Below are 17,583 nucleotides of genomic sequence, written 5' to 3'. Positions count from 1 at the left end.
ATAGACCTGCTTTTTTGAAGATGAGTCGTCGTTCAGATTCTTTATCGAAAGACAACGGTTAGATGGTCCTGATTTTTTTCGTCCAAGACATCAATTGCATCAAAATAATTCTTCGAAAGAAATATTCTAGGGTCAAAAGTCACGAACGAAAGACACTGACAAATAAGAATCCGGGACGATATTCCTTTCCTCTAAGGCTTCACTATAATGAATCATGCAAGCGTTTTCATAAATCATAAGGAGGTCTTTCCGTGAAACAAAAAGGATGGATTTTAGCAACCGTCGCTTCAGCTGCATTTTTAGCGCCACTTGCGCAACCGATTGCAGTCGGTGCAACAGCTGACAATGGTACGATGATGCAGTATTTCGAATGGTATGTGCCGAATGACGGTAACCACTGGAACCGTCTCGGGAGTGACGCAACAAAGCTTGATCAGCTCGGAATCACATCGGTCTGGATTCCCCCTGCTTACAAAGGTACCTCGCAAAATGATGTCGGATACGGCGCCTACGATCTATACGATTTAGGTGAGTTCAATCAAAAAGGAACGGTTCGTACGAAATACGGCACAAAGGCGCAATTAAAAACGGCGATCGGACAATTGCATACCGCTGGAATCGATGTGTACGGGGATGTCGTCATGAACCATAAAGGTGGTGCTGATTTTACCGAAGCCGTTACGGCAGTCGAAGTCAATCCGAGCAACCGCAATCAGGAAGTCTCGGGCGATTATCAAATCCAGGCGTGGACGGGCTTCAATTTTGCAACACGAAATAACCTCTACTCGAACTTCAAGTGGAAATGGTATCATTTCGACGGCACGGATTGGGATCAATCGCGTTCAAAGAGCGCCATCTATAAGTTCCGTGGTACCGGTAAAGCTTGGGATACGGATGTTTCAACTGAAAATGGCAACTACGATTACTTGATGTACGCAGATCTCGATTTTGATCACCCGGAAGTTCAACAAGAAATGAAGAACTGGGGAAAATGGTACGTCAATGAGCTTGGTCTTGATGGGTTCCGTCTCGATGCCGTCAAACATATCAAACATGGTTACTTAGCGGACTGGCTCGCGAACGTTCGTCAGACGACGGGCAAACCGCTATTCACAGTCGCCGAGTACTGGCAGAACGATCTTGGAACGTTACAAAACTACTTAAGCCGGACGAATTACCAACAATCCGTCTTCGATGCCCCGCTTCATTATAAATTCGAGCAAGCAAGTAAAGGTGGCGGATACTACGACATGCGGACGATCTTTGACGGGACACTCGTCAAGAGTAATCCAGTCCAAGCCGTGACACTCGTCGAAAACCATGACTCGCAACCTGGACAATCGCTTGAATCAACAGTTCAATCGTGGTTCAAACCACTCGCCTACGCGATGATCCTGACCCGTGAACAAGGGTATCCGTCTGTCTTCTACGGCGATTACTATGGCACAAAAGGCACGTCGACCCGCGAAATTCCAGCACTTGCTTCGAAGATTGATCCGTTGCTCAAAGCACGGAAGGACTTCGCGTTCGGAAAACAAAACGATTATCTCGATAACCAAGACATCATCGGTTGGACACGTGAAGGTGTCTCGGATCGGGCAAAATCCGGTCTTGCAACAATCCTGTCAGACGGCCCTGGCGGTAGCAAATGGATGTATGTCGGGCTTCAGAATAAAGGAGAAGTCTGGACGGATATCACTGGAAACAACACGGCATCGGTCACGATCAATCAAGATGGCTACGGTCAATTCTTCGTTAATGGTGGTTCGGTTTCCGTCTATCGTCAACAATAATCACGTAAAAAGGTCTCTTCCATATGACGGGAGAGACCTTTCTTCTTCATTCAGCGAGACCGACACTCGACTTGATGTGATCTTCTGTCTCGATCGCCTGTAAGAGGAAATGCGCCACATCTGCACGATTGATTTGTTTCGCATCTTCCGGTACACCTGTATCCGCTTGGCGATAGAGTCCGGTTAACGGACCGTTCAGTAATCGGAGTGGTCGTGCTACCGTATAGTCAAGATCCGCCTGTTGCAGGAGCGCGATTGCTTGGCGGTGATCCTTCAGTGGATTCTTCAGAATCCGCTGAGCGAGCATCCCTTGCACACCAGGTAATTCATCATCGACACCGGCAGACGCGACATAACCGATCCGCTCTATCCCCTGTTTTTTCATCGCTGTCACGATCCGGACGAGACTTCGTTCTAAAAAGCCACTGTACGCAAGACTCTCCGTACCGAGTGCTGTCAGGACAGCATCTTGTCCGGCAACAGCAGCTGTTACCGCTTCTTGATCGAGCACGTCGCCCTTTACGACTTGTAACCGTTCGTCATGTAGTGTCAGTTTTTCTGGACTGCGGACAAATGCTGTGACCTGATGCCCGTGATCAATCGCCTGTTTGACCAGTTCTTGTCCAGTTTGACCAGTCGCTCCAAAAATAATCAATTTCATACGAAACATCCTTTCTTTTTCAAGATCCACTGATTCAATCATACCCTTACCACTTGAAAGTGAATCGTCTCACCTTGTCTTTATTTTCAGAAAATTGTTTTTATTTGTTAACACTGTATGCTAAAATCTTCCTAAGTACATATGGATATTTTTTCCTTAAACAACTGAATCATTGTTCTCAAAAAATCACCCTATCTTTATACATCAGATGTGTCTTCACATGTCCACGATCTCGTGATCCGCTTTGAACAACAATTAGCACACTACTCAACCATTTAACTTTGGAGGGATTTCCTGTGAAACTACAACAATTAAAAGACCAACTCAACTCCATCTATCTCGGTAAACCAGACGTCATCGATCTCTGTCTGACGGCACTTATCGCAGAAGGACATATTCTATTAGAAGATGTACCAGGAACAGGGAAAACGATGCTCGCCAAAGCGCTCGCCCAAAGCTTTGAGAGTGCCTTCTCTCGGATTCAATTTACGGCGGATCTTCTCCCATCAGACGTCATCGGTTCGGACTTCTTCAACTTAAAAACGCAGGAGTTCGAGAATAAACGTGGTCCATTGTTTGCGAACGTCGTCTTGATTGATGAGATTAACCGCGCCGTTCCGCGTACACAATCCGCATTGCTCGAAGCGATGGAGGAACGTCAAGTCTCGATCGGTGGAACGACCTATCAGATGCCAGTCCCGTTCTTCGTCATTGCGACACAAAACCCGATCGAGTCAGCAGGAACGTTCCCGCTACCGGACGCCCAACTCGACCGGTTCATGGTCGCAATCGAAGTCGGTTATCCGGATTTCGAGAACGAACGCCGTTTATTGTCTGAGATTCTGACGAATGTCCGTCGGTCAGCTGTCGGCATCGCGTCAGGTGGCGACTTGATTTCCTGGCAGGAAGAGGCACGCCGCGTCCATGCATCACAAGACGTGCTTGATTACTTGCTCCATATCGTCCAAGCGACACGGAATCATGAACTCGTTGAAGTCGGTGTCAGTCCACGTGGAGCGATTGCCTTGCTCCGTGCTTCCCAAAGCTATGCGTTCTTGAATCAACGTGATTTCATCATCCCAGAAGACATTAAACATCTTGCGAAACACGTCCTCTCCCACCGCCTGACACTGACACTCGAAGGCGGAATCAAGACGACGAAAGCCGCTGTGTTAACACATATTCTCGATGACGTTCCAGTCCCGGTCGAAATGGGGTGATACGTCATGCAGATTGAACGTTCCGTTCCATTTTGGCTAGAGCGTCGGTTATTTCCCCTTTACGTTACGTTGACGTTTATCTTCTTATTCATTCCGAGTCTTTCCGTCCTCGGTTTTTTGTTCGCAGCCTTGGCGACGATTCATTTCGTCGTCGGGCGAACAGAAAAGCAACTCCGACGTGACGTGGCAATCGAATGGAAACATTATGAATCATTGATGTTCAATCAAGAACAGACGTCGCTCCACTTGCAAGTCTTCGGGGTCGAATCCTTGAGTCAGCTCGGACTAGAAGCGACACTTCGTTTGCACACAGATGGTGGAGTCATCTTCCCGGAGATGGACCCGCTACACCCGGCAACATTTCATGCGGTGATTGACTCAGAAGACGCAGTAACGATTCCGATTCAGACGGTTCGCCGTGGACCGGCCGAGTTCGATGAGATCATCTTGACGATTCGCCTGCCGTGGAAGATGGGTGTCTATCTTTTTACATTCGAGACATATCCATCGTTTACGGTCTTACCGTCCTTGACTGCGCAGGCGACACCCTTGCTTTTACAGCGTTTACGTATCGGCGACCGACCAGATCGGTACTCGCCACTCAAGAACAAGCTCGTTCAGCTTGGTGCAAAACCCTATACGGCAGAACCGTCAAAAGAGATCGATTGGTATGCGACAGCGAAGACTGGTCGATTGCAGGCAAAAGTGTTCGAAACGAGTAATCAGGATACGTTTACGATTGCCTTGAATTTATCGGCACCAAGCGGTTACGGGCTCCATCAACAATTCGAGACATTCATCGAACAAGCCGCGTTCCTGATCAGTGAATTAATCAAGGAAGGCTGCAAGATCGAACTATTTCTCAATCGTCTCGACGGAGCGAACCGAATGACACATCTTTCGCTACAAGAAGGCCAACCACAATTAAAGCATGTCTTAATGACCCTCTCGACGGTCTCGACGCGTGATTCGTTCATCGCGACGCAACAGTTCGAACGCTACGTGCTTCGCCGTAAGCATATGAATAGTCAGTTGATCCAGATTGGGAATGACCGGATCCTCGCCATCGGTTGAGGACTTTAAAGAAAGGAGTTTCTCACTTCATGGCTTTTATCGCCCGAAAATCGATGCAGCTCATCGTGGCTTTTTTTGTCTTGATTGCGATCAGCGCCCTTCCGGCGCTCGTCGCGCAAATGAAATTCAATCCAGCAAGCTACATAGAAGGTCTGAAACAGCAATTCGCTCAACTAGCAAAGCTTGATGAGATCACTTATTTTAATGTGTCTGCTCAAAAAGAAGTCTTATTACTCCCTTCTTTACAGCCCTATATTCAAGAGACGTTGATCATCTTTACAATAGCAATGATCGTTTCCGCGATCAGTGCGATTCTTTACGCCTATCTGTTTTATCGAAGTGGTCGACGAACACGGACACTATTGAAACAGGCGACACGCACACTTGAGATGGTTCCAGACTTATTTTGGATCATTTTTTCGCAATTCCTCGTCATCTATTTATTCAAAATGACAGGATATAGCAAAATCGAGATTGCAGGAACATATGCTGACTCGATTCGTTTCTTACCGATTACCACCTTAACGCTGACAACATTATTTTTCTTTATCAAATGGCTGACGACACAAGTACTCGAACAAGAAGCTGCACCGTTCCTTGAACTCGCACGGGCAAAAGGTATTCAGCCAACCGCTCTTTTCTGGAAACATTTACTTCCGACGATGGTCTATCGGTTTTATTTATTTTTCAGAGCCAATATTATTACAATTCTATCAAGTTTGTTAATCATTGAGTACACTTTCCAGGTCCAAGGCCTGTTTCGTTTCGTTCTTCAATTTGGGCAAATGCCGATTTTAATGGTCGTCTTGTTCTTAATCTATCTACCGATCTTCATCATGGATTTACTTGCAGAATGGTTGATCCCGAATGCCTGGAAAGGAGGGATTTGATGCGTCGCACCTTGATGCGAGATCCTGTATTCTGGCTATGCCTATTTTTGCTCACCGTTTTACTGATCCTAAGTTTCGGAAATACGATCTTACGTGATGGTCAAGTTGATCAAATCTCGAATCGTTACGCTGAAGATGGCACATTTCTTGCTACGTCTCCCTTAAAACCGTCAAGCGATCAATGGCTAGGTACGGACCGTTCCGGCAACGACCTCTTTCAATTGATGATTGAAGGATTCAAGTGGACGGTCGGTATTTGTATCCTCGTTGCTCTTAGTCGGATGTTTCTTTCACTGGTCATCGCGATTCCGCTAGCTTTTCGAACTGCTCGTGTCAATCGATACTTGAAACTTATCCTTGATGGGTTTTTAGTTTTACCACTGTCTCTCGTTTCTTTACTGCTTTTATTTTCATCTCTTGTTTTCATGGATTCGACGGTGGTCCCATCATTATTCGATCGTGTCTCGTTTGAATTGATCATCCTGATTTTACTCGGTCTACCTTCGTTATCACTCTACCTGATTGCTGAGACTCGTCAGTTGCTTAGTCAAGAGTTCATGATCGTCGCCCAGACGCTGGGTGGTAGTCCATGGCATCGTTTCAGACGCCATATTTTGCCACACCTCATTCCGACGTTGACGATCGTCTTCATGCAACAATTCATCCAAACGCTAATGTTGCTGATCCATTTATCGCTCTTAGGTATTTTCTTTGCCGGAACAGTCAATTTATATGAGGGTGTCATGCCAACAATCTTTGAGTGGTCCTCGATGTTTGGCTATTACTTCAACCAGTTTTCGGCGACGTCTTGGCTCAACCATATGTTCCTCGTTCCGCTCATTGGACTAGCATTGATTGTCTTCTTCAGCAATCTATTCATGAGTCGACTCGAACGGGCTTTCCGCTTCCGCCAGCAACTAAAACCAATCAAGGGGTCGGCATCTCGTGTTCAAGACGAAGCAGCCGCGACGTCGATGGTTGATCCCTTTACACCCGTTGTACTGAAATCCCATCACGATTCTGATTGACAATCCATTTTTTTCCTCTTACACTAGAAAAAAACATGAAATGAGGGCGTCCAATGTAAATCATTCTGAATTCTCACTCCTAACTAAATACGTACGATATGGAGGTCATTCAGAATGAACCGGTTTACGCTTTTATTGGTCAGTCAATGGATTGCGAATGCGGGAGATGCGCTCTATATCGTCTCTCTGATCGCGATGATTTATCAAACGACAGGGCAAGCGAGTCTCGCTGCCCTATTTCCCGTTCTCGTCACAGCAGGCATGACAGGAAGCGGCTTTTTATTCGCCCAAGTCGCTCAACGTGTTCCCCATGCCTCCTTGTTGTTTGGTAGTCAACTCCTCAAAACAATCTTGTTAGGCATTATTTGGGGATTTGATTTACCACTGCCACTTATCCTCGCACTCGTTGGATGTATCGCTTTCTTCGACGGATTTGCTCGACCGATCGAAAGTGCCTTCATCCCTCGACTGTGTCAGGATGTCCAGAAATCTAACAGTCTCGTACAAGGTTCGAATCAAGTGATTCAGCTTATCATGTGGCCGCTCGGTGCCATTCTGGTCAGCCTGTTATCGCCTCTTTCCGTCTTGTCCGTCTCAACTGCTCTGTTTTTAGGTGCGAGTCTCATCAGCTATCTGTTCTACCGAAGCGTCCGCTCACTACCCGATCCCGCAATGGATGGTGAAGATGTCTCCTTCCGGTCGAGTATTCGCTACACGCAATCGCATCCTTTCGCGAAAGCCAACACGTTTCTCGTTGGAATCGATGCGTTCGTCAGTACGGCTTGGATTTCTGCTCTGTTCCTCGTCTACATCGACACTCATTTTCAGCTATCGGAACGCTGGTGGGGTATCTTGAACGCCTTCTATCTGCTGAGCATGATTGCCGGTAGTTACATGATGTTACGTCGTCATGGTACGCGTTCGTTGCTTTATCGCAGTATCGGCTTATCGATCGCTGCGACCTTCTTGTTCGCTTTTGCTCCCGTCGTCACACTTGCTGTGATCGCTTGTCTAGTTCAAGGCTTCGCCAGTCAACTCCGGGCGATTGAGCTAAATACGTTGTTGCAAACGACGACACCACTCGAACGGTTACCATATGTCTACAGCGTGCAACAAACCGTGTATGCACTCTGCTTCTGTCTCGGTAGTCTGCTGTTCGGATGGCTTGCCGATGTGTTTGCGATCGAGATTGTTTATGCGCTCGCAGGAGTCCTCTCCTTATTGATGTGGCGACCGGCTCGCCAGGTATTGGCACGTTCCTCTATAGAAAAACGACACGTGTCGTAATGAATGGAATCATGTCAAAAGGACAAAGGTCAATGCACCTTTGTCCTTTTTTGATTCAGTTTTGACGCGTTCGCGTCACGCCATACAATAGAAATAGGATAAGTGAGACGAGACCGAGCGCGGCATAGGTCATCTGAAGCGAGAAAGTACGTTCGATCAGGACGAACAACATTCCGGTCCCAAGAACTGCCACACGTTCGACGACCGAAATCAGCGATGTAAACGTCGCGCGTCCGTTTTCAGGTGCTACTTCTTGAATGATTGTCGTCACATACGGCTCTGCCCAGCCGTAACACAAGTACAGTGTACCGAGTAACCCGATACTGACGAGCGGAGAGGCAACCGACAATCCGACAAAACACACGATATAGATCATCGCCCATCCGACCGGTGACCGTAAGCGAGATAAGGATGCACCGATCGCTTGCATGACTTGGAAGAACACGAAGACGAGTCCCATATAGATCATCGGTATCGACTGGTCTCGTAAATACAGTTGCCAAAACTCATCAACGAAATCAATCGTCGCCCCGTATAACAAGACAAGACAAAGAATTCGGACGTAGACGCGTCGAAACGAAAAACTGTTTAGTAATGTCTTCAACGAACTCGTCTCTACGTCTTGTTCACGCGGTGCTTCTTTTAAGAAAAATGTCAGCAGTACTGTTCCGAGCAAAACCCACCAGGACACGTGATAGTGCCAGATCAAGTCTTCCGATCGCACGGCGTAACTTCCGACGAGTGCTGCGAGTCCTGATGTCAACAAACCACCGATTGAAATCATACGCCAGACCTTCTCGTATCGTGTCTTTAACTTGTGTCCATGTAACGTTTCATAGACGTGGGCTTCAAGCGCTCCACTAAGTGCTGCACCACCGATGCCAGCAAGCACCATCGCCAAGAGGAAGGCAGACAGTGAATAGGCTTCGAGCAACAACGTAAACGATAACCACTCGCATACGAAGCCAGCCAGAATGAACGGCTTTCTGCCCCACCGGTCGGATAATAGACCAAACGGGACCTCACCAATCAATAGGACCCAAGCAAAGATGATCTCTGCGATGACGACGTCGGCAATACTCATCCCGCGGTCTTCCCAGTAAAAGCGTTCAATCACATAAGCTGGAATAAACGAACTACTGGCTTCGATCAGGATCCAAAGAATGAGTGATCGTCGGACTTAACATGGCCATCTGCTTCGTCGCATCTCCTCACTTCCTTTCTGTTTGATAGTAGTTAATTCCCGTTTTGCAGATGAAACCAACAAAAAAACGTTCTTTGATTTTTCAACCAAAGAACGTTTTTGACATTAACAGTCCTCTACCGATTCCGTGACCGGTACGACCGACTGGACGATCGGTAGTTCGACGATGAACGCGGACCCGACGCCTTCCGTTGATTCGACATGAATCATTCCTTCGTGCGAGCGAACGATTTCCTGACAAATCGCAAGACCGAGACCCGTACCGCCGATTTTTCGACTATCCGAATTATCGACTCGATAAAACTTACTGAACAGTTGGGGTAGCGCGTGACGCGGAATACCAATCCCTTCGTCTTCGATCTTTAACTGAACACGATCATCGACTTGACGCATCGTAATCGTGATCTGACCACCATCCGGTGAATACTTAATTGCATTGTTGATCAGATTCGTGAACAGCTGACGCATCTTTTGTTCATCAGCATGAATCCTTCCCGTCGTCGTTTCTTCAAAATCGAGCACAAGCTCGTGATTTTTTGCCGAAGCCGTATGGAACTCGACCGTTTCCTGAATGACTTTCGTCAAATCAAGCGGTTTAAAGTCATATTGTTGCTGACTCGACTCCATCCGCTGTACGTCCAAGAAGTCGTTGACGAGGTTCGTCAACCGTTCAGTTTCCGCGTGAATCGTCTCGAGATACCGTTGACGTTTTGATTCTTGGACGTCGCGTGCAAGCATCAATTCCGTATAGCCGTAAATCGAGGCAAGCGGCGTCCGTAACTCATGCGATACGGTCGAGACGAATTCCGATTTCATTCGGTCGATTGCTGTCTCTGCTGTCACGTCACGTAAGACGAGCATCGTGCCACGGAAACAGCCACCATAATGAATTTCCTCTGCATATAACGTGACGAATCGCTCTTCCTTATTTAAGGACAACGCCAAGCTCTCCGTCGGAATTTCCTGGTTGCAGACATGATCCATGTACGTTAAAAACGCCTCGTGTTGATCAACTTGCACTGCCAACTCTTCGATTTTGACATCGAGCGTCATCAATCCGTCTTCCGCCACCTGATCGTGTGCCGGATGATGGAACAAAGCAAGTAACGGTTTATTAGCAAAGATCGTCTCCCCTTCGATATAGATGACCGCTTCCCGAATCGAGTGGAGAAGTTTTGACGTCTTTTCCCGTTCTCGTTCAACTTCTTCAAAGACACGCATCCGAAGTAAGGAAAGTGCCAACTGACGGGAGAACGACCAGATTTCGTTCGTCTGGTCTTCTGTAAAAGCATCCCGGTAACGAACGAGATAAATGCTTGCAATCATCGTATTCGACGCTGGATCCATCACTGGTACGACGATCTCGTACATCGTGTACGGATACGGGAGCGGATGATGACTCGCGACTTGTTTCGTCGATCGAACGGCACGTTTGTTAAGACGTGCGCGTTCAAGCAATGACGTCGAAGCATGCAATAACTGGTGCTCTTGCGTTGTCGTCATCCCGTACGAGACGAGATCCGTATAACGGTCTTGCTCTAAGAAGACGATCGCTCCGAGCTCCGCATCAGTGATCGTGATTAATTTTTCGATGATTGCTGGATATGCCGTCAACGTTTCGCGAGAAGCAAGTGTCTCAGTCAACTCATTGCGATAACGCAAATGGGTCTCGTTGCGTAACGTGATGTCAAGTGCCTCTTCGAGTTCTTCCTGTTGTGATTGAAGTTCTTCTTGCTGGGCAATTAATTCTTCCTGTTGACTTTGTAGTTCATCGTTGCTTGCGACAAGTTGATGTTTTTGCCCCGAAATGGCGGCTGCCATCTGATTGAACGTCGTCGTCAACTCACCGATCTCATCTTGATGATTCGTGATGACGATCGGCGTCGCATCCTCACCTTTAGCGAGTCGTCCACTTTCCCGGTTCAACTGACGCAACTGACGCGTCAAGCGGCGGACGAATGGTCGGACAAAAACGAGAGTGATCAATAAGAGGATTGCGATATTGACAGCTCCGAGAATTTGCGACGAGTTCACTTGTTTACCGAGTCGCTCTTGCGCTGCCATCTCTTGATCGTTTAAAGAATTACGATATTTCGTGAAGACAGTCTCCATATCAACGATACTTGAACTCATATCAGCTGCACTCTTCGTCTTGATGTTGAACTTCCGTTGCGGATCGAGTGATTTTGATTTCGTCACCTTTCCGAGCGTCGGCATCTTCAAGAACGGCTCCGTCACTTTGCCGTCTTTTTTAGCCGCAACATAATTGATGAGGCTCGGCATGACGCGTTGTGTATATGCCGTGTAGAGTTCCCGTGCATCTGTTGCATACTGTCGTTCTTCTTTAAAGCGTGCATTGCGCTCGAACCAAGTCGTTTGTCGATTGATGCCATTTTTCTTTGCTTCGATTTCCTTCAGCATCTCTTCATCACCAAGCAGGACGAAGCCACGCACCTCGTACTGCATGCTTTGCCACGACTCATATAAATCCGTCGCCCGTGTCCGGTGCTCGTTTAGCATTTTCAACTCTTGACGTGATTCATCCACCTGTTGTTTTGTATATAGATAGACACCACCAGTCGTTAACAGTAGTGTCAGAAAAATCACATAAAACGCAGACATGATTTGCCGTCCAATCGTTCGATTCAGCCATGTTTTCATTGGAGGAATTCAACTCCTTTCCCTTTATCCTTCTCTAGCAACAAAGGTATTCCCGTCCATTCATTGTAAACTTTTTTCAATCGATACACAGTATTCTGCTCAAAAAGATTTCAATTTCATACAACTTTAATCTAAATCGTTGTATATGACAATTAGATGTCACGATTCAATCGTTTCCAACAAAAAAAGAGCCCTGCAGGACTCTTTTCAATGATGATGGTGGTGACTATGGCTCCGAACTGGCTGTTCATCCGCTAAATGATCCGCATCCAAAATGCCAAGTCGTAAATACTGGGCTAATACTTGTTTTTCAGTCGTTTCGGAAATCTGATCTGCTCCTTGAATGAGCCTTAAAATACCCGTCGCAATCCGTAACGGTTCAAGGTTCGTCTTTTCAACCGGAAAACTTGTTAGCGTTTCTAAGTAAGCGACGTAGTTCAGTGCATCTGATTCCACTGGACTGACAAGACGCGCTGCATGCTCGCGCAGTTGTTGCGTCAATGAATTTGTTGAGATTCCTTTTGAGGCTGAAGAGATGACTCCGAACAGAATGAAACCGATGATGAGAACGAAAAATCCGACCATGAAGATCGGCATACCTGAAAAGAAGCCGTCGCCTCCCAGTTCGCTTTCCATGAATGCTACTGTGAACATGATGAGCCCTCCAAATGAATAGAATAATAACGATCACTTATCCTACGTTATCCTGTTCAAGAAAGTTTCACCTAGTTAGGTAGTTTTTGTAATTCGGCTTGGAACCAGTCTTCAACGAAGAAACGTTCCGTCTTCGTCTCGATTTGATACGAATACAACACCTCAAAGTCACCCTCTGTCAACATCGGTAACGTCAATTCGCGTACGAGTTGACGTAACTCCTCCGTCAGTTCAGCTTCATAGCGGATGAATCCATCTTCCCGGTGCTCGACTTCCGTCAAGTATGGGAGGAGGATATGCTTGCCGAATGATTGTGGATCATCGATGACTTCTGCTGTCACACCGAATAGTTCTTCTGCTTCTTCGACGAGTCCTTCTGCCGACTGCACCTCAATATGATCCGGAAACCAGACCGTTAAGCGGTGCCCTTCCTGTAAAAGTCGTTCAAAGACAGGACGAAACGTTTGATTTTGAATCAGTTCGTATTGCATCAGTCTTCCCCTTTCGTGAATTCAAATTTTAATTGATCGCGTTCGAGATAAAGCATCGCCTTGAACTGGCGGGCATTCTTCTTCATCTCGAGTGGCTTCGTTTTTTGTCCGGCGAGTACCTTTTTGACTTCCGTTTGTGTCAATCGAGCACCAAGGATTGTTTTCGGTAACGTAAAGCCGCAGTTGTTTTTTTGATACCCACTACAACCATAGAACTTCCCACGATCAAGAACCGCTGATTGGCACAGCGGGCATGGCCCGACCGGACGATTCGTCGCTCCCCGCGGAGACTTGCTTTTGACTTGCGTCGGATCAACGGCGAGTTGTTCGATTCGTTGTTTAGCATCTATGACAAGATGCTCTGACAATTTTTTCGCCTGTTCGATGAACTGGGCGGCCGACGCTTCCCCTTTCCCGATTTGCTCTAATCGGCTCTCCCACTTCGCTGTCATCTCTGGCGAAGCAAGAATACTTCCTGTCACAGCATCGATCAATATTCGACCTTTCGGCGTCGGATGAATTTCCTTTTTGACAAGTTTGATGTATTCCCGCCGTTTCAGTCCGTCGATGATTCCCGCACGAGTTGCTTCCGTCCCGAGTCCCTCGACTTCCTTCATGATCGCTTGCAGCTCATCTTCAAGCAACTTACCGGCTGTTTTCATACCGAGGATGAGTGTCCCTTCTGTATAACGTTTCGGTGGCTCCGTTTGTTTCTCAAGCAGACGGCAGCCTTTGATTGGCATCTCTTGTCCTTGTTCGACGGCTGGCAATTCGACTTCCTTTGATTCGATTTGTAAGACTTGTTTAAAGCCCGGATCAATCGTCCGACTGCCGCGTGTCAAAAAGCGGTCCATCTCACGCGTCGTCACGATTTCCGTCTTCTCCGAGACAGCGTCCGGTGCAAATGCGGCAAGAAAACGGCGAACGATCAAATCATAGACTTGCGCATCTCGTTCGGAAAGCTTCGCGACGGCACCCGCTTCTTCTGTGGGAATGATCGCATAGTGGTCGCTGACCTTCGCCGGATTGACGTAGCGTTTATCGTTTGCCGGATTGTTCGTCAAGACATCCTTGATCGGGCTATATTCCGCTTGTTTTAATAACCGATCAAGAATGACCGGGAACTGTCCCGCTTCCTCTTTGGTCACGAATGACGAGTCTGTTCGCGGATAACTGATCCAACCACGAATATACAGTTTTTGCGCAATATCGAGTGTTTCTTTCGCACCGAGACCAAACCGTCGGCTCGCTTCGGTTTGTAAGAGCGATAAACTGAACCAAAATGGCGGTCGTTCCGTCTGCCTTTTTTTCTCGATCGAGGTGACGATTCCGATTCCTTTCGTCCGATCAACGATTGCTTGTGCCTGTTCCCGATCACTCAGCTTCGTCTGTTTCTGCGCATTGATATATTTTCCTTTGTATCGCGTAAAATCCGCCTCGACTTCATAATATGTCTCCGGTCGGAAATCCTCGATCTGTTTTTCCCGTTCGACGATCAGTGCAAGCGTCGGTGTCTGGACTCGTCCGAGGGAAAAGACGTCGGCGATGCCCTTCTTCTTCAGTAACGTCGTATACGCACGGGACGCATTCATCCCGATCAGCCAATCGGCGCAAGCGCGACTCATCGCCTCATGGAAGATGTTCTCTGTTTCCTTTCCATCAAGCAGATTCGCAAACCCATGGTCAACGGCTTGAGGCGTCAAACTCGAAATCCAGAGTCGTTGCAGTGGTTTTGCGTTGTTCGCGAGACGTAAGATCAATCGGACGATTGCCTCTCCCTCTCGCTCGGCATCCGATGCTATAATGATGGAAGTCGTCGTCCGCTCATTCAATAATTTTTTGATGACTTGGTACGGTTTACTTTTACCTTTTGCCAGTCGGTAATCAAATCGTTCCGGGATAATTGGCAAATGGTCATAGTTCCATCGTTTCCACTTGGCGTCATAATGCGCCGGCTCCTGCAGTTCGCATAAATGTCCAACCGCGTAAGCGAGTTTTGCCCCTTGCGGAAATCGGTCACACGGTTTGATTTCGATGTAGCCGTCCCGCTTCACAGACGGATACGGAGCTGCCAGTTTTTCAGCTTGTTTTGGTTTTTCAGCAATGATCAATTGCACACGCTTCACCCTCATTTCCTTACTTCAGACATGTGGAGGTACCCATGCCCTATTTTACGTTATTCATGGCTTTATTCTTTATTTCAACATCGGCAATCTTCGTCAAATGGGCGGAGACCCCGATCGAGGCTGTCGCCTTTTACCGCATGCTGTTCTCGACCTTATTGTTGCTCCCACTCATTCGCTTGAAGGAACTTTTGCAACTCAGTTCGTCGACGATTCGGCATATGCTATTAAGTGGCATTTTGCTCGCCGGGCATTTTTGGCTGTGGTTTCTCTCTCTTGATTATACGACAGTTGCGAGCTCAACGCTCTTCGTGACCGCAAGTCCGATTTTTGTCCTTGCCGGTAACGCGTTATTTTTCAAACAACACCCGTCGCGCAAGGCACTCCTGTTCGTCGCTGTCGCCTTATTTGGTGGCGGTCTCGTCGCTTACGGAGATATCGCTGTCGGCATGCGCGCCTTGATCGGAGATGGTCTTGCCTTACTCGCAACGATTTTAGTCGCCGGTTACTGGTTGCTTGGTCAACATGTCCGAACAAGCGTCTCGACGAACCTCTATTCGTTCGGCGTCTATGCCGTGGCGTCGATCGTTCTGCTTTTATTATCGTTGATTCAATCAACGAATCTCGTCGCTGCGTTTCAACAGGATTGGTGGCTGTATATTCTTCTTGCCGTCTTCCCAACGCTACTCGGTCACAATTTATTCAACTGGGCGCTCGCTCGTGTCAGCGCTAGCATCGTCAGCATCACGATCCTTGGCGAAGCGGTTTGGGGCATGATCTTTGGGTATTATCTGTTTAATGAGAAGTTAACATGGATTCAAATCACCGGTGCTGCTTTACTCTTGATTGGAATTGGATTGTTCCTCCGACGCAATGAACGTGATATTCGTGAACAGCTCGCCCAGCGTGAAAGTGCCACTAGTCAATCTTCCTCATGACAAAAGCGAACCAGGATGATCATCATCCTGGTTCGCTTTTTCATTACGATCGTGGATCGTCAGGTCGAACTTTCGGTAAACGCCATGTCATCGCGAACGCAAGAATCGCACAAAGAACGCCACCGATGAAGACGTAACGTAATCCATGTGATAACGCGAGTTCTGCCGCATACTGCACATCCTGTCCGAACGTTTTTGCCGTACTCGATTGGAAAAATGGATCAATCGCGTACCCTGAAAGCGTGTCCGACGCTGCAAACGAACGAAGGATGGATAGGTTGAAGATCGTACCGAAGATCGCAACACCGAGCGTCTGTCCCGTCGTACTCAAGAACGAGTTGACGGCCGTCGCTGAGCCACGAAGTGACCAATCGACAGAAGTCTGCAGGACGACCATGAAGACGGGTTGTGAGAGACCAAAACCAATTCCGATCAGCGAAACGGCAAGATAGATGAAAACATCACTTGATTCGCGCGTGATCAACGATAAAATTACTGTACCGACGATCAGCAGTCCCATTCCTGTCATCGTCCGATACCGGGGTGAGGCGACACCAATCGTCCGTCCACCGATAATGGCGGTCAGCGTCCAAAAAAGCGACAGTGGCATCAACATGAAACCAGCTTCGGTCGGACTCTTGCCGAGTACCCCTTGGGCAAAAATCGGAATATACGCTGACATCGAGACGAGTACCCAGGCGGAAAAGAAGACCGCTAAGTTGATCACGAGAATGACCGGATGGCGAATGACTGCTGGTGGCAAGAGTGGATCGCTCGCCTTTTTCTCGACCCGATAGAACGTGAACAATAATACGAAACTAATGAAAAAGCTCGCTAGAATGATCGGCCGCAAGAACGTCTCCGACTCACTGCCCGATAATAAGCCGTAAAGAAACGCACTCATCCCGAGCGCAAACAATAACGCACCCCGGTAATCGATTTTCCGCTCTGTTTCACGGACCGTCTCTTTGTAGTAAACGACGATCATGAAGAACGACAATAACGCAAACGGTACGTTTAGTAAGAAAATATACCGCCACGAAAGCGATTCGACGAGGAATCCACCGACGAGTGGTCCAGCGACACCTGAGATTCCCCAGACAGCGCTGAGCACTCCTTGGATTTTCCCCCGCTCCTCATATGTATACAAATCACCGATGATCGTCATCGCGATCGGCAATACAGCTCCTGCCCCGATTCCTTGAACGGCGCGGAAAACGATCAACATCTCCATCGATTGAGCGATTCCACAGGCTAACGAAGCGACGGTGAAGACGCCGATCCCGAATAACAGAACCCGTTTTCGACCATATAAATCTGCCATCTTGCCGTAAATCGGTGTTGATACCGCCATGAACAACAAGAACCCAGCAAAGATCCAACTGACTAATTTCGCCCCGTTCAATTCACTCGCCATGACAGGTGTTGCTGTTGCAACGATCGTCCCCTCAATCGCGGCTAAAAACGTCGCGAGCAACAAGGCGACGGTTACTTTTTTCCTCATTTGTTCCACTTCCCCTCTACTGTTCTATCATACTGGTTGAACCAGTGATAAGAAA

General features: G+C 47.6%; 14 protein-coding genes. 7 read left to right on the top strand and 7 right to left on the bottom strand.

Annotation, left to right across the window (positions count from 1 at the left end):
• Positions 1-269: 269 nt before the first annotated feature.
• Positions 270-1,793 (top strand): alpha-amylase, encoded by a 1,524-nt coding sequence (gene amyS, locus ASG02_RS02040; protein ID WP_369814197.1) that lies wholly within the window; start codon positions 270-272, stop codon positions 1,791-1,793.
• Positions 1,794-1,839: 46 nt separating this feature from the next.
• Here the strand turns inward: amyS and ASG02_RS02035 are convergent, their stop codons facing one another.
• A complete protein-coding gene (locus tag ASG02_RS02035) occupies positions 1,840-2,454 on the bottom strand; it encodes an NAD(P)-dependent oxidoreductase (protein WP_056061902.1) in 615 nt (204 codons plus the stop codon).
• A gap of 296 nt (positions 2,455-2,750) precedes the next feature.
• On the opposite strand from ASG02_RS02035, the gene ASG02_RS02030 reads away from it, so the two are divergent.
• The 5 genes from ASG02_RS02030 (at position 2,751) to ASG02_RS02010 (ending at position 7,953) form a co-directional block, all read left to right on the top strand.
• Positions 2,751-3,674 carry a MoxR family ATPase gene (locus ASG02_RS02030; protein ID WP_056060355.1) on the top strand — a complete coding sequence of 308 codons (924 nt, stop codon included), beginning with the start codon at positions 2,751-2,753 and terminating at the stop codon, positions 3,672-3,674.
• A gap of 6 nt (positions 3,675-3,680) precedes the next feature.
• Entirely contained in the window at positions 3,681-4,748 is a 1,068-nt protein-coding gene (locus ASG02_RS02025; RefSeq protein ID WP_056060352.1) for a DUF58 domain-containing protein, read from the top strand.
• A 29-nt stretch (positions 4,749-4,777) separates the two neighbouring features.
• Positions 4,778-5,638 carry an ABC transporter permease subunit gene (locus ASG02_RS02020; RefSeq protein WP_056060349.1) on the top strand — a complete coding sequence of 287 codons (861 nt, stop codon included), beginning with the start codon at positions 4,778-4,780 and terminating at the stop codon, positions 5,636-5,638.
• Positions 5,638-6,666, top strand: a complete 1,029-nt coding sequence (locus ASG02_RS02015) for an ABC transporter permease subunit (protein ID WP_056060346.1) — start codon at positions 5,638-5,640, stop codon at positions 6,664-6,666. The genes ASG02_RS02020 and ASG02_RS02015 overlap by 1 nt, the downstream gene beginning before the upstream one ends.
• Before the next feature lie 114 nt (positions 6,667-6,780).
• On the top strand, positions 6,781-7,953 hold the full coding sequence (locus ASG02_RS02010; RefSeq protein ID WP_056060344.1) for an MFS transporter: 1,173 nt from the start codon (positions 6,781-6,783) through the stop codon (positions 7,951-7,953).
• A gap of 55 nt (positions 7,954-8,008) precedes the next feature.
• Here ASG02_RS02010 and ASG02_RS02005 read toward each other — a convergent pair whose 3' ends face one another.
• From ASG02_RS02005 to ASG02_RS01985, 5 genes are all read right to left on the bottom strand, one after another.
• Complete coding sequence (locus ASG02_RS02005) at positions 8,009-9,082, bottom strand: MFS transporter (RefSeq protein ID WP_369814196.1); 1,074 nt, start codon at positions 9,080-9,082, stop codon at positions 8,009-8,011.
• A 180-nt stretch (positions 9,083-9,262) separates the two neighbouring features.
• On the bottom strand, positions 9,263-11,818 hold the full coding sequence (locus ASG02_RS02000) for a sensor histidine kinase (RefSeq protein WP_056060337.1): 2,556 nt from the start codon (positions 11,816-11,818) through the stop codon (positions 9,263-9,265).
• Positions 11,819-12,025: 207 nt separating this feature from the next.
• Positions 12,026-12,472 (bottom strand): hypothetical protein, encoded by a 447-nt coding sequence (locus ASG02_RS01995; RefSeq protein WP_035408992.1) that lies wholly within the window; start codon positions 12,470-12,472, stop codon positions 12,026-12,028.
• Positions 12,473-12,543: 71 nt separating this feature from the next.
• A complete protein-coding gene (locus tag ASG02_RS01990; RefSeq protein WP_056060333.1) occupies positions 12,544-12,963 on the bottom strand; it encodes a hypothetical protein in 420 nt (139 codons plus the stop codon).
• Positions 12,963-15,080, bottom strand: coding sequence for a DNA topoisomerase III (locus ASG02_RS01985; RefSeq protein ID WP_056060329.1), 2,118 nt, complete (start codon positions 15,078-15,080; stop codon positions 12,963-12,965). Before ASG02_RS01985 ends, ASG02_RS01990 begins: the two co-directional genes overlap by 1 nt.
• A 44-nt stretch (positions 15,081-15,124) precedes the next feature.
• Here ASG02_RS01985 and ASG02_RS01980 point away from each other — a divergent pair, with 44 nt between their 5' ends.
• Positions 15,125-16,024, top strand: a complete 900-nt coding sequence (locus tag ASG02_RS01980) for a DMT family transporter (protein ID WP_056060326.1) — start codon at positions 15,125-15,127, stop codon at positions 16,022-16,024.
• A 43-nt stretch (positions 16,025-16,067) separates the two neighbouring features.
• Here the strand turns inward: ASG02_RS01980 and ASG02_RS01975 are convergent, their stop codons facing one another.
• A complete protein-coding gene (locus ASG02_RS01975; protein ID WP_056060323.1) occupies positions 16,068-17,528 on the bottom strand; it encodes an MDR family MFS transporter in 1,461 nt (486 codons plus the stop codon).
• Between the last annotated feature and the right edge of the window lie 55 nt (positions 17,529-17,583).

The sequence above is a fragment of the Exiguobacterium sp. Leaf196 genome, assembly GCF_001423965.1.
Lineage (GTDB): Bacteria > Bacillota > Bacilli > Exiguobacteriales > Exiguobacteriaceae > Exiguobacterium_A.
This window is presented reverse-complemented; position numbering and strand designations above follow the sequence as displayed.